This is a genomic window from Agrobacterium sp. SORGH_AS_0745 (genome assembly GCF_030818995.1).
GTDB classification, from domain to species: domain Bacteria; phylum Pseudomonadota; class Alphaproteobacteria; order Rhizobiales; family Rhizobiaceae; genus Agrobacterium; species Agrobacterium tumefaciens.
In genome coordinates this window covers 829,788-848,144 of record NZ_JAUTBI010000003.1, presented here as the reverse complement: position 1 = coordinate 848,144, position 18,357 = coordinate 829,788, and the positions used below count along the sequence as shown (strand labels likewise).

16 protein-coding genes, 1 tRNA gene and 1 pseudogene are annotated in these 18,357 nt (G+C 59.0%); 3 read left to right on the top strand and 15 right to left on the bottom strand.

The genetic code is table 11. The features are described from left to right. Window positions 1-2 precede the first annotated feature (2 nt). The 8 genes and pseudogenes from QE432_RS13800 to QE432_RS13765 all read right to left on the bottom strand — a co-directional run bounded on the left by QE432_RS13800 (window position 3) and on the right by QE432_RS13765 (window position 7,143). Window positions 3-803 carry a purine-nucleoside phosphorylase gene (locus tag QE432_RS13800; protein ID WP_013635248.1) on the bottom strand — a complete coding sequence of 267 codons (801 nt, stop codon included), beginning with the start codon at window positions 801-803 and terminating at the stop codon, window positions 3-5. Continuing rightward, complete coding sequence (locus QE432_RS13795; RefSeq protein ID WP_019564546.1) at window positions 803-1,192, bottom strand: cytidine deaminase; 390 nt, start codon at window positions 1,190-1,192, stop codon at window positions 803-805. The genes QE432_RS13800 and QE432_RS13795 overlap by 1 nt, the downstream gene beginning before the upstream one ends. A 19-nt stretch (window positions 1,193-1,211) precedes the next feature. Further along, window positions 1,212-2,183 carry an ABC transporter permease gene (locus QE432_RS13790; RefSeq protein ID WP_306624626.1) on the bottom strand — a complete coding sequence of 324 codons (972 nt, stop codon included), beginning with the start codon at window positions 2,181-2,183 and terminating at the stop codon, window positions 1,212-1,214. A 6-nt stretch (window positions 2,184-2,189) separates the two neighbouring features. Next, on the bottom strand, window positions 2,190-3,293 hold the full coding sequence (locus QE432_RS13785) for an ABC transporter permease (RefSeq protein WP_003514397.1): 1,104 nt from the start codon (window positions 3,291-3,293) through the stop codon (window positions 2,190-2,192). Window positions 3,294-3,300: 7 nt separating this feature from the next. Then, window positions 3,301-4,807 (bottom strand): annotated as a pseudogene (locus tag QE432_RS13780) (ABC transporter ATP-binding protein). 83 nt (window positions 4,808-4,890) lie between these two features. Further along, the gene (locus QE432_RS13775) at window positions 4,891-5,883 is read right to left on the bottom strand and encodes a BMP family lipoprotein (protein ID WP_003514392.1); all 993 of its coding nucleotides are present in this window, start codon (window positions 5,881-5,883) and stop codon (window positions 4,891-4,893) included. A 214-nt stretch (window positions 5,884-6,097) separates the two neighbouring features. Continuing rightward, window positions 6,098-6,748, bottom strand: coding sequence for a peptide-methionine (S)-S-oxide reductase MsrA (gene msrA, locus QE432_RS13770; RefSeq protein ID WP_065659749.1), 651 nt, complete (start codon window positions 6,746-6,748; stop codon window positions 6,098-6,100). 77 nt (window positions 6,749-6,825) lie between these two features. Next, a complete protein-coding gene (locus tag QE432_RS13765) occupies window positions 6,826-7,143 on the bottom strand; it encodes a hypothetical protein (RefSeq protein ID WP_013635245.1) in 318 nt (105 codons plus the stop codon). A 220-nt stretch (window positions 7,144-7,363) separates the two neighbouring features. Between QE432_RS13765 and QE432_RS13760 the strand changes: the two genes are divergently transcribed. From QE432_RS13760 to dnaJ, 3 genes are all read left to right on the top strand, one after another. Further along, a tRNA-Ser gene (locus QE432_RS13760) sits at window positions 7,364-7,453 on the top strand. 287 nt (window positions 7,454-7,740) lie between these two features. Continuing rightward, on the top strand, window positions 7,741-9,642 hold the full coding sequence (gene dnaK / locus QE432_RS13755; protein WP_003514373.1) for a molecular chaperone DnaK: 1,902 nt from the start codon (window positions 7,741-7,743) through the stop codon (window positions 9,640-9,642). 90 nt (window positions 9,643-9,732) lie between these two features. Continuing rightward, window positions 9,733-10,866 carry a molecular chaperone DnaJ gene (gene dnaJ, locus QE432_RS13750; protein WP_003514371.1) on the top strand — a complete coding sequence of 378 codons (1,134 nt, stop codon included), beginning with the start codon at window positions 9,733-9,735 and terminating at the stop codon, window positions 10,864-10,866. Between the two features lie 67 nt (window positions 10,867-10,933). Here dnaJ and QE432_RS13745 read toward each other — a convergent pair whose 3' ends face one another. From QE432_RS13745 to QE432_RS13715, 7 genes are all read right to left on the bottom strand, one after another. Continuing rightward, window positions 10,934-11,485, bottom strand: a complete 552-nt coding sequence (locus QE432_RS13745; protein ID WP_306624621.1) for a DUF924 family protein — start codon at window positions 11,483-11,485, stop codon at window positions 10,934-10,936. Window positions 11,486-11,498: 13 nt separating this feature from the next. Beyond that, window positions 11,499-11,711, bottom strand: coding sequence for a SlyX family protein (locus QE432_RS13740; RefSeq protein WP_013635242.1), 213 nt, complete (start codon window positions 11,709-11,711; stop codon window positions 11,499-11,501). Between the two features lie 153 nt (window positions 11,712-11,864). After that, window positions 11,865-13,370 carry a tripartite tricarboxylate transporter permease gene (locus QE432_RS13735; protein ID WP_013635241.1) on the bottom strand — a complete coding sequence of 502 codons (1,506 nt, stop codon included), beginning with the start codon at window positions 13,368-13,370 and terminating at the stop codon, window positions 11,865-11,867. A gap of 9 nt (window positions 13,371-13,379) precedes the next feature. After that, window positions 13,380-13,841 (bottom strand): tripartite tricarboxylate transporter TctB family protein, encoded by a 462-nt coding sequence (locus QE432_RS13730; RefSeq protein WP_003514354.1) that lies wholly within the window; start codon window positions 13,839-13,841, stop codon window positions 13,380-13,382. Between the two features lie 100 nt (window positions 13,842-13,941). Then, window positions 13,942-14,925 carry a tripartite tricarboxylate transporter substrate-binding protein gene (locus QE432_RS13725; RefSeq protein ID WP_026330668.1) on the bottom strand — a complete coding sequence of 328 codons (984 nt, stop codon included), beginning with the start codon at window positions 14,923-14,925 and terminating at the stop codon, window positions 13,942-13,944. Window positions 14,926-15,122: 197 nt separating this feature from the next. Then, window positions 15,123-16,469 (bottom strand): sigma-54-dependent transcriptional regulator, encoded by a 1,347-nt coding sequence (locus tag QE432_RS13720; RefSeq protein WP_019564551.1) that lies wholly within the window; start codon window positions 16,467-16,469, stop codon window positions 15,123-15,125. Further along, window positions 16,466-18,292, bottom strand: a complete 1,827-nt coding sequence (locus QE432_RS13715) for a sensor histidine kinase (RefSeq protein ID WP_003514349.1) — start codon at window positions 18,290-18,292, stop codon at window positions 16,466-16,468. Before QE432_RS13715 ends, QE432_RS13720 begins: the two co-directional genes overlap by 4 nt. Window positions 18,293-18,357: the final 65 nt, after the last annotated feature.

The following is an 18,357-nucleotide window of genomic DNA, read 5'->3' as shown; positions in this document are numbered from 1 at the left end:
GGTCACGCTCCTCCTGCGATCATTTCTTTCAAGATGGCGGCAAGCCTCTTGCCGCCTACCGGAGCCATGTCCTTGGTTTCCTCATGGCTCAGTTCAGCGCCAGTCATGCCGGCACCGTAATTGGTAATAACCGATGCGGCGGCAACGCGCATCCCGAAAAAGCGGGCGAGGATGACTTCCGGCACGGTGGACATGCCGACGGCATCCGCACCCAGCAGCCGCGCCATGCGGATTTCCGCCGGCGTTTCGAAGCTCGGGCCGGAAAACCACATATAGACGCCGCCGAACAAGGGCACCGTCGCGCGGATCGCGGCATTACGCATCGCGAGCATCAGGTCCGGATCATAAGCCGTGGTCATGCCGACGAAGCGGTTGTCGCTCTCTTCGCCAATCAGCGGGTTCATGCCGGAATAATTGATATGATCGGTGATCTGCATGACCGAGCCGGGCGGTATGTCCTGCCTGACCGAGCCTGCAGAATTGGTGAGGATGAGCGACTGCACGCCAAGACCGGCGAGCGCCTCAATGACCGCGCGCATGGCGGCCGGATCGCCTTTTTCGTAATAGTGCACCCGGCCGGACAGCATCATTACCGGCTCGCCACCGAGATATCCGGCCACCAACTCGCCCGCATGGCCAGAAACGCCGCTTGCAGGGAAACCGGGAAGTTCGGTGTAGGGCACGCGGATCGCATCGCTGACCTCGTCCACAAGCGACCCCAGGCCTGAGCCCAGCACGATGGCGATGCGCGGCATCAGGCCATTCAGACGCTCCACCAGAATATCGATCAGCGTATCCGGCATCAGGGCAGCTCGGTCTTGAAGCTGAAGGGCAAAAGTTCATCCATGGTCATGACCTTCTGAACACCGGTTTCGTCACAGAGATAGACCTTGGTGTCTGGCGAGGCGAATTCGGCGATCTTCTGCCGGCAGCCGCCGCAGGGCGGGCAAAGAGCAAGCTTTTCCGCGATGACGGCGATCTCGCTTATCTTCTTTGCTCCACCCATGATCATGGCGCTGATGGCCGAAGGCTCGGCGCACCAGCCTTGAGGGAAGGAGAGGTTCTCGATATTGGCGCCCTTGTAGATCTTACCGTCTTCAGCGCGGATTGCCGCACCGACAGGGAATTTCGAATAGGGCGCATGGGCAAAGGCCATGGCCTCCACCGCTGCCTCGAACAACTGATGGGACATTGGTTCACGGGACATGGATTTAACGCTCCTTCGCATAGGCAACGCCACCGGCCTTGGGGGGCTTGGCGACGCCGATGAAACCGGCAAGCAGGATGCAGGTCAGAATATAGGGCATGGCCTGGAAAATCTGCACCGGCACTTCACCGATACCCGGCACGGATTTGCCCTGCATGAAGTTGGCGAAAGCATCCAGGAAACCAAAGAGCAGGCATGCGAACATGACCGGCACCGGCTTCCATTTCGCGAAGATCAGCGCGGCGAGTGCGATATAGCCCTTGCCGGCCGACATGTTGGCGATGAAGGCCGCCGATTGCGCAACGGCGAGATAGGCGCCCGAAAAACCGCAGAGGAAGCCGGCAACGATGACGGCGCGGTAACGCATCCATGTCACCGAAATGCCCGCCGTATCGACCGCGCCCGGATTTTCACCCACCGCGCGCAGGCGAAGGCCGAAACGGGTGCGGTAAAGCACCCACCAGGACAGCGGCACCGCCAGAAAGGCGAGATAGGTCAGGATATTGTTACCGGAAATGACATTGGCGTAGAGCGGGCCGATGAAAGGCACGTCGCGCATCGCATCCGCACCGGGCAGGATGATCGGTGCGAAACGGCCTTCGCCCGGCAATTGCGGCGTGCGCCCGCCCTGCCCGAACCACGCCTGCCCCAGAACCACCGTCAGACCGGCGGCAATGAAGTTGAGCGCCACGCCCGAGACGATCTGGTTGCCGCGATTTGTGATGACGGCAAAGCCGTGGATCAGCGAAAACAGGATGGAGACGGCAATGCCCGCAAGCAGGCCGGCCCAGGGATTTGCGGTGAGATAGGCGACACAAGCCGAAGCAAAGGCTGCCGCCAGCATCTTGCCTTCAAGGCCGATATCGAACACGCCCGCGCGTTCGGAAAACAGCCCGGCAAGCGCCGTGAACAGAAGCGGGATAGTGAGACGGACGGTCGAGCCGAGAATGCTGACCAGCATATCGAAGAAATCCATATCAGCTCACCCCTTTGCCAAGCGCTGGTAGATGCGGACGATCGCCGGCCGGTACATATATTCAAGCGCGCCGGCAAACAGGATAACCAGACCCTGGATGACGACGATCATCTCACGGGTAATATTCGGCATCTCGAAAGAGAGGTCTGCACCACCCTGATAGAGAATGCCGAACAGCAGCGCCGAAAACAGGATGCCGAGCGGGTGGCTTCGCCCCATCAGCGACACGGCGATGCCGACGAAACCCGCACCGCCGACAAATTCCACCTGCAAACGGGCGGACGCGCCCATGACCGGGTTCAGCGCCATCATACCTGCCAGACCGCCGGAAATGAGCATGGCGATGATGACGGTGCGCGCATAGGGAATGCCGGCATAGACGGCGGCCGAGGGGCTGACGCCGAGCGTGCGCATCTCATAACCGAGCTTGGTGCGCCAGATCAGCACCCAGACGAGAAAACACATAACCAGTGCGATGATGAAGGAGACGTTGAACGGCGCCGGCCCGAGCTTCAGGCCAAACAGCGCCATCAGCCAGTCGAGCTTCGGCAATTGCCCACCTGGCAGAAAGGTGCGCGTTTCCGGCGCCATCTTGCCCGGCACGATCAGCACGTTCACCAGCAGATAGACCATCAACGCCGCAGCGATGAAGTTGAACATGATGGTGGTTATGACGACGTGGCTACCGCGTTTTGCCTGCAGCCATGCCGGAATAAACGCCCAGGCCGCGCCGAAAACCGCAGCGCCGATGATGGCGAAGGGCATCGTCACATACCACGGCACATAACGGTCGAGCGCCAGCGCCACCAGCGCCGCGCCCAGTCCGCCAATATAGGCCTGGCCTTCAGAACCGATGTTGAACAGACCGGCATGGAAGGCGACCGCCACAGAGAGGCCGGTGAAGATGAAACTCGTCGTATAAAACAGCGTGAAGCCGATGGCATCGCCACGACCTAACGCACCTTCGATGAGCAGGCGAAGCGCCGCGAGCGGATTTTCACCGATCGACCAGACGACGAGGCCGGAAATCAGAAATGCGGTAACTACATTTAAAAACGGCAGGAGGCCGTAGGTGATCCAGTTTGGCAGGGGTACGGAAGCGGTGCTCATTCATGCCTCATGCGGCGATGCCGGCCATCATCAGGCCCAGCGTCTGTTCTTCGGCTTCCGCCGTTTTTTCTCCAACGACACGCCCGGCGAACATGACCATGATCCGGTCCGAAAGGGAACGGATTTCATCGAGTTCGACCGAAACCAGCAAGATCGCCTTGCCGGCATCGCGCATTTCGATGATGCGGCGATGGATGAATTCGATGGCGCCGATATCCACACCGCGGGTCGGCTGGCCGATGATCAGCATCTTGGGGTCACGCTCGATTTCGCGGGCAACGACGATCTTCTGCTGGTTGCCGCCGGAAAAATTGGCGGTCTTCAGCTGCGGGTTCGGCGGGCGGATATCGTATTTCTCGATCTTTTCGACCGCATCCTTGCGGATGGCCTCGGGGTTGAGGAAAGGGCCTTTGCCGTATCGCTCGTCATGGTGATAGCCGAGGATGGAATTTTCATATTCCTCGAATTTCAGCACCAGCCCCATATGGTGCCGGTCTTCCGGAATATGTGCGAGACCGAGTTCGCGCAGAATGGACGGATCGGGTCGATCAACCTTCTGCCCGGCCACCCATATCTCTCCCGAGTAAGGCTTGCGGATGCCCGCGATCGCTTCGAGAAGTTCGGACTGGCCATTGCCGGCCACACCGGCGATGCCGACGATTTCGCCGGCGCGGACATCCAGCGAGACATCGTCCACCATGGTGACGCCGCGGCTGTCCTTGACGGTCAGATTACGGATGGAAAGGAGAACCTCGCCCGGCGTCGTCTCGCCTTTTTCCACCCGTAGCAGCACGCGACGGCCGACCATCAGTTCGGCCAGTTCCTCAACGCTGGTTTCGGAGGTTTTGCGGGTCCGCCACCATTTCGCCGCGGCGCATGACGGAGACGGAATCCGTGATCGCCATGATCTCGCGCAGCTTGTGGGTGATGAGGATGACGGTTTTGCCCTGCTCACGCAGGACACCGAGGATCTTGAAAAGATGATCGGCTTCCGCAGGCGTGAGAACGCCGGTCGGCTCATCGAGGATCAGGATTTCGGCGCCACGATACATGGCTTTCAGGATTTCGACGCGCTGTTGCAGGCCGACCGGCAGTTCTTCGATCACAGCATCCGGATCGACTTCCAGCCCGTAGTCGTCTTCAAGGCGCTTCAACTCCTTGCGCGCAGCCGCCCTGCCCTTGGCAAGCGATGCGCCGCCTTCCGCGCCCAGCATGACGTTTTCCAGCACGGTGAAATTTTCCACCAGCATGAAATGCTGATGGACCATGCCGATGCCAGCACTGATCGCAGCCTGGCTATCGCGGATCGATACCGGCGCGCCGTTTACCCGGATTTCACCGGCATCAGCCTGGTAAAAACCGTAGAGGATCGACATCAGGGTCGATTTTCCGGCACCGTTTTCCCCGATGATGCCGTGGATCGTACCCTTGGCAACGGTCAGGTTGATATTCTTATTGGCGTGAACGGCACCGAATTTTTTATCGATGCCCACGAGTTCGATTGCTGGGTCCATACTCAAACCGAAACCTCTCCGAAGGCTGGATATGAAAAGGGCGCAAGGTGAAAAATCACCATGCGCCCCAGACACATATCATATCATTTCGGGCAGGAATTGTCCGCCATGTAGTCATGAACCTTGATGGTGCCGGCAATGATGTCGGCCTTCGCCTTGTCCACGGCGGCGGTCATTTCCGGCGTGATCAGGGCCTTGTTGTTGTCGTCGAGAGCATAGGCAACGCCGTCTTCCTTGACGCCGAGAGCAACGATGCCGGGGGTGAACTTGTCGTCCTTGGCATCCTTGTAGGCGTTGTAGACAGCCAGATCGACGCGCTTGACCATCGAGGTCAGAACCGAGCCGGGGTGCAGGTGGTTCTGGTTGGAATCGACGCCGATCGAGAATTTCTTGTTGTCGGCAGCGGTCTGCAACACGCCGATACCGGTCGCACCGGCTGCCGCGTAGATCACGTCAGCGCCCTGGTCGATCTGGTTCTTGGTCAGTTCGCCACCGCGCACCGGATCATTCCAGGCCGCACCCGTGGTGCCGGTCATGTTCTGGAAGACTTCGATCTTGTCGTTGGCAGCCTTGGCGCCCTGCGCATAACCACAGGCGAATTTACGGATCAGCGGAATATCCATGCCGCCGATGAAGCCGACCTTACCGGTCTTGGAGGCCATGCCTGCCAGAAGACCGACGAGATAAGAGCCTTCGTGCTCCTTGTAGACGACCGAGCGGACATTCGGCAGCTCGACGACGGAATCGACGATGACGAACTTGGTGTCAGGGAATTCGGCTGCAACCTTTTCCATGGCCGACGTCCAGGCGAAGGACACGGCAACAACCGGGTTAAAGCCCTTGCTGGCGAAGTTGCGGATAGCCTGCTCGCCCTGCGTATCGCTGGTCGGTTCAAAATCGCGGAACTCGATGCCCGTTTCTGCCTTGAACTTCTCAGCGCCAGCCGCGGCGGCTTCGTTGAACGACTTGTCGAACTTGCCGCCCGTACCATAAACCAATGCCGGCTTGATATCGGCAGCAAGCGCGGAAGCCGACATGGCGGCGAGCGCAAAAAGCGTCAGAAGGGATTTTTTCATTGTGCAGCCCTGTTGTTGCAATTGATATTTTAAGGGTCCTCCCGCAAACCCGTTAACCGGGAATGTCTGCGGAACCGCCAGCCATTATCCCGGCTGTGCTTGGCTCATATCCTTGCATGGCTCAATGAAAAATTCATCCGGTTTTTTTGACCCGGTGGAAAAACTTTATTCTGGCGTTTTTTTGGTCTTTCCACCTGGGCAACGTGCAAAAAATCTAGCCGATATTGCAGCTTACGCCGGTTCCCCTGAGGCCGCAGTAGCCGCCCGGATTCTTGGCAAGATATTGCTGGTGATAGTCTTCCGCGTAATAAAATGTTTCAAGCGGTCCAATTTCGGTGGTGATGGCGCGGCCATGCCCCGCCTCGTCCAAAGCCTGCTGAAAAGTGTCGCGCGCCTTCTGCGCCTGCTGCAACTGGCCTTCGGTATTGGCATAGATGGCGGAACGATAGGTCGTGCCGACGTCGTTGCCCTGCCGCATCCCTTGCGTCGGATCATGCTCCTCGAAGAATATCTTAAGCAGGCCTGACAGCGAGATGACGGCCGGATCGTAGACGACCTTGACCACTTCGGCGTGGCCCGTCTGGCCCGTCGTCGTCTCCTGATAGGTGGGATTGCGGGTAAAACCGCCGGCATAACCCACCGCCGTCACCCACACACCCGGCGTCTGCCAGAACAGGCGCTCCGCACCCCAGAAGCAACCCATACCCAGATAGATGATTTCCAAACCATCGGGATAAGGCCCCTTCAAGGGCCGGCCATTGACGAAATGGGTCTCGGGCACGGCAAGCGCCTCTTCACGGCCGGGCAAAGCCGTCTCTTCGGTCGGCATCGTCGTCTTTTTTGAAAGCGTATCGAACAGGAACATTCGGTCCTCCGTGCGGCCGATTATGCCGCTTCTCAGGGTTCACATCTGCGGGGCGCGCGCGCTGTCAGTTGATAAATTCATACTGACGAACGCCTCATCACTTTGCGCTTCCTGTAACCGGCCATCCAGCAAAGCAGGGATAGCGCGAGGAAAAAAGCAAATGCCGGCAGTCCCGACAGGGCATTTTCAATGAAGCGCCACGCTTCAGGGTGAATATAGTGAGCCAAGGCCGTTTCCACCATGGTGCGCGAGGCAGGAAGAAGATAGTTCCAGACGGACAGGATGCCGGTGATATTGACCGAGGATGTGGAAACCGAGCGGATCGAATCGAGTACGCCAAGAAAAACAGCTGCAATGAGAAGAAGAAAGCTCAAAAACCGCAAAAAAGCTTTCATCAGGATACCTCGGTTGCGGCCCGTCGTTTCGACAGCCATGTTTTGAAAGATATATTGCATCGATAAAGGCGGGAAAACCGGTTTGCAATCGCATCGGAAGGCAGGAAATTGCCGACAATTCAAAAAACTGTCAGATTCGTGTTGATCCCAGCGAATTCATCGGTATATATCGCGCCGTTCCAGTGATTTGCATTCCTCAAAACATGCAGATTTGAAAAAAGGACAGGTGGCCGAGTGGTTTAAGGCGCACGCCTGGAACGCGTGTGTGCGTGAAAGCGTACCGTGGGTTCGAATCCCACCCTGTCCGCCATTTCACCTCACCTCAATGACTTTATAAACGCGCCTCCGCATCGCCATGACCGTGGCAGTCAAAGTCACGTTTTTGCCCTTCTGCAAGCCTTGATGGCTATGCTTCTACACAGACAGGGGTTTCATCCGCTTTTTTGCAGCGCTTCACCCTCTCTTGCGCCTTGCAGCAGGAAAAATCGCTCCTTATATACGCCGCATAACAGCAGCGAATACTGCAAATCCAAGTCAAGGAGTTGTCCATGGAATGCCTCACGGGGTTCCGACAGCTCGCTTCAAGGAGAGAAGAGCATGGCAAAAGTAATCGGTATCGACCTTGGCACAACCAATTCCTGCGTTGCAGTGATGGACGGCAAGGACACGAAAGTTATTGAAAACGCGGAAGGCGCGCGCACTACGCCATCCATGGTGGCATTTTCCGACGATGGCGAACGCCTTGTCGGCCAGCCGGCCAAGCGCCAGGCGGTCACCAACCCGACCAACACCCTGTTTGCGGTCAAGCGCCTCATCGGTCGCCGTTATGAAGACCCGACCGTCGAAAAGGACAAGGCTCTCGTTCCCTTTGAAATCGTCAAGGGCGACAATGGCGACGCATGGGTGAAGGCTCAGGACAAGAACTATTCCCCTTCGCAGATTTCCGCGATGATCCTTCAGAAGATGAAGGAAACGGCTGAATCCTATCTCGGCGAAAAGGTCGAGAAGGCCGTCATCACCGTTCCGGCATACTTTAACGACGCCCAGCGCCAGGCCACCAAGGATGCCGGCCGCATCGCCGGTCTGGACGTCCTGCGCATCATAAACGAGCCGACGGCAGCAGCCCTCGCTTACGGCCTCGACAAGAAGGACGGCAAGACCATCGCCGTTTACGACCTTGGCGGCGGCACCTTCGATATTTCCGTTCTGGAAATCGGCGACGGCGTTTTCGAAGTGAAGTCCACCAACGGCGATACCTTCCTCGGCGGTGAAGACTTCGACATGCGTCTGGTCGAATATCTGGCCGGCGAGTTCAAGAAGGATCAGGGCATCGACCTGAAGAACGACAAGCTCGCTCTGCAGCGCCTCAAGGAAGCTGCCGAAAAGGCCAAGATCGAACTTTCGTCCTCGCAGCAGACCGAAATCAACCTGCCGTTCATCACGGCTGATGCTTCCGGTCCGAAGCACCTGACGCTGAAGCTGACCCGCGCCAAGTTCGAAAGCCTGGTGGACGATCTGGTGCAGCGCACCGTCGCCCCTTGCAAGGCTGCCCTCAAGGATGCCGGCGTTACCGCTGCCGAGATCGACGAAGTCGTTCTCGTTGGTGGCATGAGCCGCATGCCGAAGGTGCAGGAAGTCGTCAAGCAGCTGTTCGGCAAGGAGCCGCACAAGGGCGTGAACCCTGATGAAGTGGTTGCCATGGGCGCCGCCATTCAGGCCGGCGTTCTGCAGGGCGACGTCAAGGACGTTCTGCTTCTCGACGTGACGCCGCTGTCGCTCGGCATCGAAACGCTGGGTGGCGTCTTCACCCGTCTGATCGATCGCAACACGACGATCCCGACGAAGAAGAGCCAGACCTTCTCGACCGCCGAAGACAGCCAGTCGGCTGTGACGATCCGTGTCTCGCAGGGCGAGCGCGAAATGGCACAGGATAACAAGCTGCTCGGCCAGTTCGACCTCGTCGGCCTGCCGCCGGCACCCCGCGGCGTTCCGCAGATCGAAGTGACCTTCGATATCGACGCCAACGGCATCGTGCAGGTTTCGGCGAAAGACAAGGGCACCGGCAAGGAACAGCAGATCCGTATCCAGGCTTCCGGTGGTCTTTCCGACGCCGACATCGAGAAGATGGTCAAGGACGCTGAAGCCAACGCCGAAGCCGACAAGAAGCGTCGTGCGGGTGTGGAAGCCAAGAACCAAGCCGAAAGCCTCGTTCACTCCACCGAGAAATCGGTGAAGGAATATGGCGACAAGGTTTCCGAAACCGACCGCAAGGCCATCGAAGACGCCATTGCCAGCCTGAAGACGGCCGTTGAGGCTTCCGAACCGGATGCCGACGACATTCAGGCAAAGACCCAGACCCTCATGGAGGTTTCCATGAAGCTCGGTCAGGCCATCTACGAAGCGCAGCAGGCTGAAGCCGGCGCTAACGGAGAAGGCGGCAAGGACGACGTCGTCGACGCCGACTATGAGGAAATCAAGGACGACAAGAAGTCCGCATAATCGCGTGACTTCCCGTCTCCTGTCGATACATGCAAGACATCCGGCTGCCGAAGTGCAGCCGGAAATCCATTTGCGAGGCTTGTTATCTTAATGGCGAAAGCAGACTTTTACGAAACACTCGGCGTCAGCAAGACCGCGGACGAAAAAGAGCTGAAAAGCGCCTTCCGCAAACTCGCGATGAAATACCATCCGGACAAGAACCCGGATGATGCTGATTCCGAACGGAAGTTCAAGGAAATCAACGAAGCCTATGAAACGCTGAAGGACCCGCAAAAACGCGCGGCCTATGACCGTTTTGGCCACGCCGCCTTTGAAAATGGCGGCATGGGCGGCGGTGGTATGGGCGGCGGCGGTTTCGCCAATGGCGGCTTCTCGGATATCTTCGAAGACATCTTCGGCGAGATGATGGGCGGCGGACGCGCACGCCGCTCTTCCGGCGGTCGCGAGCGCGGCGCCGACCTTCGCTACAACATGGAAATCACGCTGGAAGAAGCCTTTGCCGGCAAGACGGCGCAGATCAGGGTTCCAACCTCGATAACCTGCGATGTCTGTTCCGGTTCCGGCGCAAAACCCGGCACGCAACCCAAAACCTGCGGCACCTGTCAGGGTTCCGGCCGCGTGCGCGCAGCCCAGGGCTTCTTCTCGGTAGAACGCACCTGCCCCACCTGCCACGGGCGTGGACAGACGATTTCCGATCCGTGCAGCAAGTGCCACGGCCAGGGCCGCGTGACGGAAGAGCGTTCGCTTTCGGTCAACATTCCCTCGGGTATCGAGGATGGCACCCGCATTCGCCTGCAGGGCGAAGGCGAAGCCGGCATGCGTGGAGGCCCGGCGGGCGATCTCTACATCTTCCTGTCCGTGCGTCCGCATGAGTTCTTCCAGCGCGACGGTGCCGATCTCTATTGCACCGTGCCGATCTCCATGACGACGGCCGCTCTTGGCGGCACCTTCGATGTGACGACGCTCGACGGCACGAAGTCTCGCGTGACGGTTCCGGAAGGCACCCAGCCAGGCAAGCAGTTCCGCCTGAAGGGCAAGGGCATGCCGGTGCTGCGTTCGGCGCAGACTGGCGATCTCTACATCCAGATCCAGATCGAGACACCGCAGAAGCTCAGCAAGCGCCAGCGCGAGCTGTTGCAGGAGTTCGAGCAACTCTCGTCCCAGGAGAATAATCCGGAATCGACCGGCTTCTTTGCCCGGATGAAGGAATTCTTCGACGGCTGATCTGCGGCCGTTACCCACCAAAAAAAGCGCCGCCGTCTTTCGGGACTGGCGGCGTTTTTCGTTGAAATCAGCCAGTAAAACCGCCCGCATCAAGATATTGCCGTTCCTCCGGCGTCGTTTCCCGCAGCAATATGTCGTTGCGATGCGGAAAGCGGCCAAAACGCGCGACGATATCGTGATGCTCTTCGGCATGGTGGAGATAAAGCCCGCCAAGCGGCCGGTTGAGCGTGCAGGCACGCTCCTGATCCTCGATGCTTTCCGAATGGGAAAAGGGCAGATAGAAAAAGACCCGCAAATCCTCGGTCACCGCCTGATCGTGGCCGCGACGGATGGCCTCGCTGGCGAACATGCGTGCCAGCGGATCGGTCGCATACATATGCGCTGTCTCGCGAAAGCAGTTACGCGGGAACTGATCCAGCAGAAGCATCAGCGCGAGGCTGCTTTCCGCACCGTCCAGCCAGCCATCCAATTCGCGCCTTGCAGCAGCAAAATGGGCATCGCGGAAACGGTCATGAAAGTGATCGTCGAAGGCGGCGTCCTTGTCGAACCACTTGTCCGGTCCTGCCTTCTTCCAGAAATCCACAATTTCGGCGGCAAGTGCGGCTGTGTCGCTCGTCATGGGGTCTCCCTCATCAATAATGCGGCGGCCGGGTGATTGCGGGCGCGTCCAGCGACTGCTCCTCGAGGCTCAGGAACCTTTCCGTCAACCGGTCGAGCTTGGCGCGGGTCTGTTCCACCACCTTCCACTGTTCCGTCAGCTGGTCGGACAGTTCCTCTATAGTCTTGGCCTGATGCGCGATCGTTTCCTCAAGCGCAATGATCCGTTTTTCGGTTTCCGACGTCATATCGACCTCTCTTTCCCGCCCTTCCTTGGCCCTAAAAAGCTTCAAGTCAACCATATGCCGCTTCGGTGAACCGGATTCCTCACAGCGATCCCATCAACGCAGAAACGCCGGCGAGATTTCCATCACCGGCGTTCCGAATATTTCGAGACCTGCTCAGTCTTCTTCTACGAAAACCTCTTCGCGCTTTTTCTTCACGCTGGGCAGGAAGACGATGATCAGCACGGCCAGAGCAATAAACAGCAGGGTAGCGCTGATCGGTCGGGTGACGAAGGTCGTCGGATCGCCACGTGACAGGATCATGGCGCGTCGCAGGTTTTCCTCCAGCAGTGGCCCAAGCACGAAGCCCAGCAGCAGCGGCGCCGGCTCGCAGCGCAGCTTCACGAGCACATAACCAATGAAGCCGAAGAAGGCGACGGCGTAGAGATCGAAGACGTTGGAATTGACGCTGTAAACCCCGATGGCGCAGAAGGCCATGATGATGGGGAAAAGCACGTAATAAGGCACCGTCAGCAGCTTCACCCAAAGCCCGATCAGGGGCAGGTTGAGGATGACGAGCATCAGATTGCCAATCCACATCGAGGCGATGATGCCCCAGAACAGCGCCGGCTGCTCGGTCGCAACGTTCGGGCCGGGCACGATGCCCTGAATGATCATAGCACCGATCATCAGCGCCATCACCGGGTTTGCGGGAATACCGAGCGTCAGAAGCGGGATGAACGATGTCTGGGCACCGGCATTATTGGCGGATTCCGGACCGGCAACACCGGCGACCGCACCGTGTCCAAACTCCTCAGGATGCTTGGAGACGCGTTTCTCGACGGTGTAGGATGCGAAGGCAGCGAGAATTGCACCGCCGCCGGGCAGGATACCCAGTGCCGAACCGATGACCGTACCGCGCAGCACCGGGCCGACCATGGCCTTGAAGTCTTCCTTCGACGGCATCAGGCTGCTGACCTTGGCGATCAGCACCGAGCGCGTGCGCTCGTTTTCGAGATTGCGCAGGATTTCGGCGATACCGAATACGCCCACCGCCACCGCAACGAAATTCAGCCCATCGGCATATTCACGGATGCCGAGAGTGAAGCGTGGCGCACCGCTGTAGATATCCGTACCGACCAGACCGAGCAGCAGGCCAAGCACGACCATGGCCAGCGCCTTGACGATGGAACCATGGGCAAGCGCGATGGATGAGACAAGGCCGACGACCATCAGCGAGAAATATTCCGCCGCGCCGAATTCCAGCGCAATCGCCGTCAACGGCGGTGCAAAGACTGCCACGAGAAAGGTGGAAACCGTGCCGGCGAAAAACGAGCCGATGGCGGCAATTGCAAGTGCGGCACCCGCCTTGCCCTTGCGCGCCATCTGGTAGCCGTCAATGGCGGTCACGGCGGATGAGGATTCCCCCGGCATGTTGATGAGGATCGCCGTGGTGGAGCCGCCATATTGCGCGCCGTAATAGATGCCTGCGAGCATGATGAGCGATGAGACGGGCTCAAGCTGAAAGGTGATCGGCAACAGCATGGCGATGGTTGCGGTTGCGCCGATGCCCGGCAGCACGCCAATCAGCGTGCCGAGCAGCACGCCAATCAGGCAGAAAAACAGGTTTGCCAGCGACGTGGCCGTGACGAAACCGAGAGCAAGATTATCAAGCAATTCCATTGCGGCACCTCAAAATTTAAGCCAGGGGCCGAAGCGCTGGAATGGCAGGCCGAGACCATAATTGAACACAGCAACGGAAAAGACCGTGATGGCGGCGGAAATAATGACGGCCATGAGCGGGCTCATCTTGTGCGAGGCGAAGGCTGCGATAAGGGCGCTGAAAAAAAGCGCCGGTACGAAACCAAGCCCCCGGACCGTGAAACCGAAAAAGATCGGCGCGGGCAGGATGAAAAAAATCCCCCGCCAGGCGATTGCACCGAGGGCATCGCCCTGCACACGGGTGGCGCGAATGAATATTACCCCGCCAAGCAGGATCAGCACGATTGCCAGAACAAGCGGAAAATAACCCGGCCCCATGCGGAAGGCGGTTCCGATATCCAGCCCGAAAGACTGCAACGCGAAAAAAGCGCCAAAACCGATGAAAATTGCCCCACAGGCTGCCTCGGCAGGGTCAATGAAAAACGACTTCATGAAAGATGCCCCTCCACTGCGGCCGGTCACACACCGTTCCGCGCGTTAAATTGACGGCAAGAAGCCGGCGGCAGGGTGCCGCCGGCAATTGCTTCAACCATCAGTCGGCATATTGGCCGGCGCCCTCGATCACAGGCTTCCAGCGGGCGATTTCGCTTTCAAGCTTGGTCTTGAGCGCTGCGGGCGTCGCATCGGCTTCCGGGGAAGGCGTGGTGCCGAGTTCGGCAAAACGGGCCGCCACGTTCTTGTCCTTCAGCGCGACCTGCAGCGACTTGGAGAGCTTTTCGTTGATCTCGGCCGGTGTACCCTTCGGCGTGTAGATACCGTGCCAGATACCCACCTCAAGCTTCGGCAGGCCCGATTCGGCAACTGTCGGTACGTCCGGCAGCACGTCGAGCCGCTTGGCAGAGGTTACGGCATAGGCTTTAACGGTCCCGCCCTGGATTTGCTTGGTGGTGTTGGTGGTCTGGTCGCACATGATATCGACCTGTCCGCCGAGCAGGTCGGTCATGGCCGGGCCTGTGCCCTTGTAGGGAACAGTGACCAGCGGTGTCTCGATAGCGCTCATGAACAACATGCCGCACAGATGCGAAGCAGCACCGATGCCGGCATTGGCAACGGTGACCTTGTCCTTGTTCGCCTTGGCGTAGTCGATCAGACCCTTGAGATCCTTGGTTTCGAGCGTCTTGCGCGACAGAATGGTCATCGGCACTTCCGTGACCAGACCGACATATTCGAAAGCGTTCAGGGTGTCATAGGCGAGCTTGCGATAAAGCGTGGCGCTCGTCGCCATGCCGATGTGATGCAGCAGAACGGTGTAACCGTCCGGATCCGACGCCGCCACGCGGCCGGCGCCCAGCGTGCCACCAGCGCCGCCGACATTTTCGACGATGATCTGCTGGCCGAGATCCTTCGACATGGATTCAGCGACAAGACGCGCGACCGTATCTGTCGGGCCACCGGCGGCAAAGGGCACGACCATGGTGATGTTGCGCTCGGGGTAGTTCTGAGCGGATGCAGAAAGCGCAAAAAGGGAAACGGCAGCGGCGGCAGCAAGGCCGGTAACTGTCTTCAGTATTTTCATCGATTCCTCCCGGATGAAAATGTTCGCCACTTCAGCCGCGCATGCTCCTCCATGGCGACCGGGGTGAGCCATTTGCGATCCGGGATTGCCGTTCAGCAACGGCGGTCTTGCGGCAAGGCGCGCTTTTATCGCCATCATGGGCAGCAATGGGTGGATTTCTACCCATACGGGCTCATCCATGGGTGGAAATCCACCCATCACACCTCGGTCATGTGCCGGTGCAGCTCGTATTTCTGCATTTTTTCGTAGAGCGTTTTGCGTGAAATGCCGAGGCTCTCATAGACGGATTTCAGATTTCCGCCGTGGGCGGCGATCGCGCGCGCAATAAGGCTTTTTTCATATGCCGCGACCCTTGCGGCAAGCGCCGCCTTGCCATCGCCCTCAAATGGCAGCGAGGTTTCGGAGACATCGCTTTCCAGACCGAGAACGAAACGGTCCGCCGCATTGCGCAATTCCCGGACATTGCCCGGCCACTCACGCAGGGAAATGACTGAGAGCAGATGCTGCGGAACGTCCGTATCTTCCCGACCGTAACGGGCAGCAGCCTCCCGCACCAGATGGAGGAAAAGCAGCGGTATGTCGGCACTGCGCTGCGAGAGGGACGGCACGAGAATCGTCGCCACGTTCAGGCGGTAAAGAAGATCGGCACGGAACCGCCCTGCCGCGACTTCCTGCTCCAGATCGACCTTGCTGGTGGCGATGAAGCGGACGTCGAGCTCGACTGTTTCATTGGAGCCAAGACGGGTGATCACCCGTTCCTGCAACACGCGCAGGAACCGGCCCTGCAATTCAAAGGGCATGGAGCCGATCTCGTCCAGCAATATGGTGCCGCCGCGGGCATGCTCGAACTTGCCGTAGCGCGGGCGCAGCGCGCCGGGAAAAGCGCCAGCCTCGTGGCCGAACAGCTCGCTTTCGATCAGCGTTTGCGGAAGGGCGGCACAATTGATGGCGACAAAGGGCCGGTTGGCTCTGGCGCTGATGTCGTGAAGTGCGCGCGCCACCACTTCCTTGCCCGCACCGGTATCGCCGACAATGAGCGTATCGGCATCCGTCGCGCCGATGGCGCGAATGCGGTAGCGCAGATCGACCATGACCTGGGTTCTGCCGGGCAGACGCGTTTCGAGATCGTCATGCTTGCCCGCCACCGCCTTCAGGCGGCGGTTTTCCAGCACCAGTGCCCGCCGGTCGTTGGCTCTTTTTATGATGCCGGCGAGATATTGCGGGGTGAAGGGCTTTTCGATGAAGTCATAAGCACCGTTGCGCATGGCATTGACGGCAAGCTGCACATCGCCATGGCCCGTCATCAGGATGACAGGTATTTCCGGGTCAAGCTCCCGCACCTTCTGCAGCAGCGTCATGCCATCCATGCCGGGCATCCTGATATCGCTGACCACGACGCCATCGAAGCTGTAGCCGATGAGTTCAAGCGCATGTTCGGCGCTTGCCAGCATGGTGACCGCAAAACCGGAAAGTTCCAGCGCCTGCGCGGTGGAAAAGCGCAGTTCCTCCTCGTCATCAATCAACAGAACCCGCGACATGGTCATTCCGCCGCCACCTCCACACGATAGGCTGCTGCCGGTAATTCGATCTCGAATTCCGCGCCGCCGTCTTCATGGTTTCTGACACGCAGCTGGCCGCCAAAATCCTTGATGATGTTGTAGGTGATGGAAAGGCCGAGACCCAGGCCACGGCCCACGCCCTTGGTGGTGAAGAAGGGATCGAAGATGCGCTCCGAAATCGCCGGAGGAACGCCCGGACCTCGGTCACGAATGAAAATCGACACCGTCTGACCGTGCAGCACGGCTTTCAAAGCGATGCGACGATCCTCGCGCCCTTCCACCGCATCGGCGGCATTGGAGATGATGTTGACCAGCACCTGCTGCAGCCGCACCGGCCCGGCCTTCACCGCAAGCGGCACCGGACCAAGATCAACATCCAACACCGCATTGGCGACCTTCAGCCGTGCTCCAACAATTTCCAGCGTATCGCGAAGGACAGCATCGAGCGCGACCGCAGCCATTTTCTCATTGGGTTTGCGGGCAAAATTTCTCAGATGCCTGCTGATAGAAGCCATGCGATCGATAAGGCCCGAAATACGCCTGAGGTTTTCCGTCACCTCTTCTAGACGTCCACGTTCCACGAGAAGAGAGGCGTTTTCCGCATAATTCTTGGCGGCTGCGAGCGGCTGGTTGAACTCGTGCGAAAGTGCTGCCGACATTTGTCCGAGCGCTGCAAGCTTGCCCGCCTGAACCAGGTCATTCTGCATCTTGCGCAATTGTTTCTCTGTCTGGCGGCGCTCGGCGATTTCGTGTTCGATTTCACGGTTCACCCGCGCCAGATCGGCTGTGCGCTCCTCCACACGCCGCTCCAGCTCCGCCTGAGCTTCGGCCTGGTGGGTCAGGCGTTCACGCAGGCGCCGCCGTCTTTGCAGCATGGCGGCGACCACGGCAGCGGCAAGACACAGGCAGAGGATGATCGCGATCATCGCCGTCTTGACCTGCGTCCTGAGTGAGCCGGTATCCATCAGCACGCTGACCGTCCAACCCGCGTCGGGCATCGGCTGCGACAGGACGAGATATTCCCTGTCACCGTCGTTCTGACTGATCGTCATCAACTGATGAGAGCCGAAATTGCCGTTTTTCAGCGGCAGTTCCTTCAGGTCGGCATTGGCGTAACGCCGGGATGCCGCCGTGCGCGCAAGCCTTTCCGGTGTCAGCGGCATCAGGCCGGAATAAAGCCACTGCGGCGTTCCGGTCATGAAGATGATGCCTTCCGGGTCCGATACGAGAATGCGGTTTTCACCATCGCCGAACGACGCCTCTATGCCTTCAATATCGACCTTGAAGACGATGACGCCCTTGATCTCCTCGTTGAAGAGAATAGGCGCGGAAAAATAATAACCGCGCTTGTGGGAGGTGGTGCCTAGCGCAAAGAAACGCGACGGGAAGCCCTTGGCGGCATCCTGAAAATAGGGACGGTAGCTGAAATTCTCACCGACGAAGCTCGTGGGTCCATCATAGTTACTGGCGGCGATGGTCACTCCGTCCAGCGTGATGATGTAGATGTCGGAGGATTCCAGCAATGTATTGATGGATTTGAGATAGATATTGGCGCGCTGGCGCATCGCCTCATCCTGCGGATGCGCGACAAGCTCCTCAATGTCGTCGTGATCGGCGATCAGGGCGGGCAGCGGCTCGAAACGGCTCAAAAGCCCGCCAAGAGCCGAGACGGCCAGCCTGAGGGTGGTGCGGCCCTGATCGGAGACTTCGCCGAAATAGCTTTCCGCAATGATGCCGCTGCCCTTGGTCACGGCGCCGTAACCGAGGCCGAGGCTGAGCAGCGTCAATAAAATCCAGCGATATTTCACCGAAGCGCCTCTCCCCGTTGCAGGCACCAGACCTGCTCTCCCGAACAGAGTGTAGGAGGAGTGAT

Bases quoted from the DNA above. Each gene is read 5' to 3' on its own strand.
- dnaK (WP_003514373.1), top strand. From the start codon at position 7,741: ATGGCAAAAGTAATCGGTATCGACCTTGGCACAACCAATTCCTGCGTT.
- dnaJ (WP_003514371.1), top strand. From the start codon at position 9,733: ATGGCGAAAGCAGACTTTTACGAAACACTCGGCGTCAGCAAGACCGCG.
- msrA (WP_065659749.1), bottom strand. From the start codon at position 6,748: ATGTTCCTGTTCGATACGCTTTCAAAAAAGACGACGATGCCGACCGAA.
- QE432_RS13720 (WP_019564551.1), bottom strand. From the start codon at position 16,469: ATGACCATGTCGCGGGTTCTGTTGATTGATGACGAGGAGGAACTGCGC.
- QE432_RS13740 (WP_013635242.1), bottom strand. From the start codon at position 11,711: ATGACGTCGGAAACCGAAAAACGGATCATTGCGCTTGAGGAAACGATC.
- QE432_RS13735 (WP_013635241.1), bottom strand. From the start codon at position 13,370: ATGGAATTGCTTGATAATCTTGCTCTCGGTTTCGTCACGGCCACGTCG.
- QE432_RS13745 (WP_306624621.1), bottom strand. From the start codon at position 11,485: ATGACGAGCGACACAGCCGCACTTGCCGCCGAAATTGTGGATTTCTGG.
- QE432_RS13795 (WP_019564546.1), bottom strand. From the start codon at position 1,192: ATGTCCCATCAGTTGTTCGAGGCAGCGGTGGAGGCCATGGCCTTTGCC.
- QE432_RS13725 (WP_026330668.1), bottom strand. From the start codon at position 14,925: ATGAAAATACTGAAGACAGTTACCGGCCTTGCTGCCGCCGCTGCCGTT.
- QE432_RS13730 (WP_003514354.1), bottom strand. From the start codon at position 13,841: ATGAAGTCGTTTTTCATTGACCCTGCCGAGGCAGCCTGTGGGGCAATT.
- QE432_RS13775 (WP_003514392.1), bottom strand. From the start codon at position 5,883: ATGAAAAAATCCCTTCTGACGCTTTTTGCGCTCGCCGCCATGTCGGCT.
- QE432_RS13765 (WP_013635245.1), bottom strand. From the start codon at position 7,143: ATGAAAGCTTTTTTGCGGTTTTTGAGCTTTCTTCTTCTCATTGCAGCT.
- QE432_RS13800 (WP_013635248.1), bottom strand. From the start codon at position 803: ATGCCGGATACGCTGATCGATATTCTGGTGGAGCGTCTGAATGGCCTG.
- QE432_RS13785 (WP_003514397.1), bottom strand. From the start codon at position 3,293: ATGAGCACCGCTTCCGTACCCCTGCCAAACTGGATCACCTACGGCCTC.
- QE432_RS13790 (WP_306624626.1), bottom strand. From the start codon at position 2,183: ATGGATTTCTTCGATATGCTGGTCAGCATTCTCGGCTCGACCGTCCGT.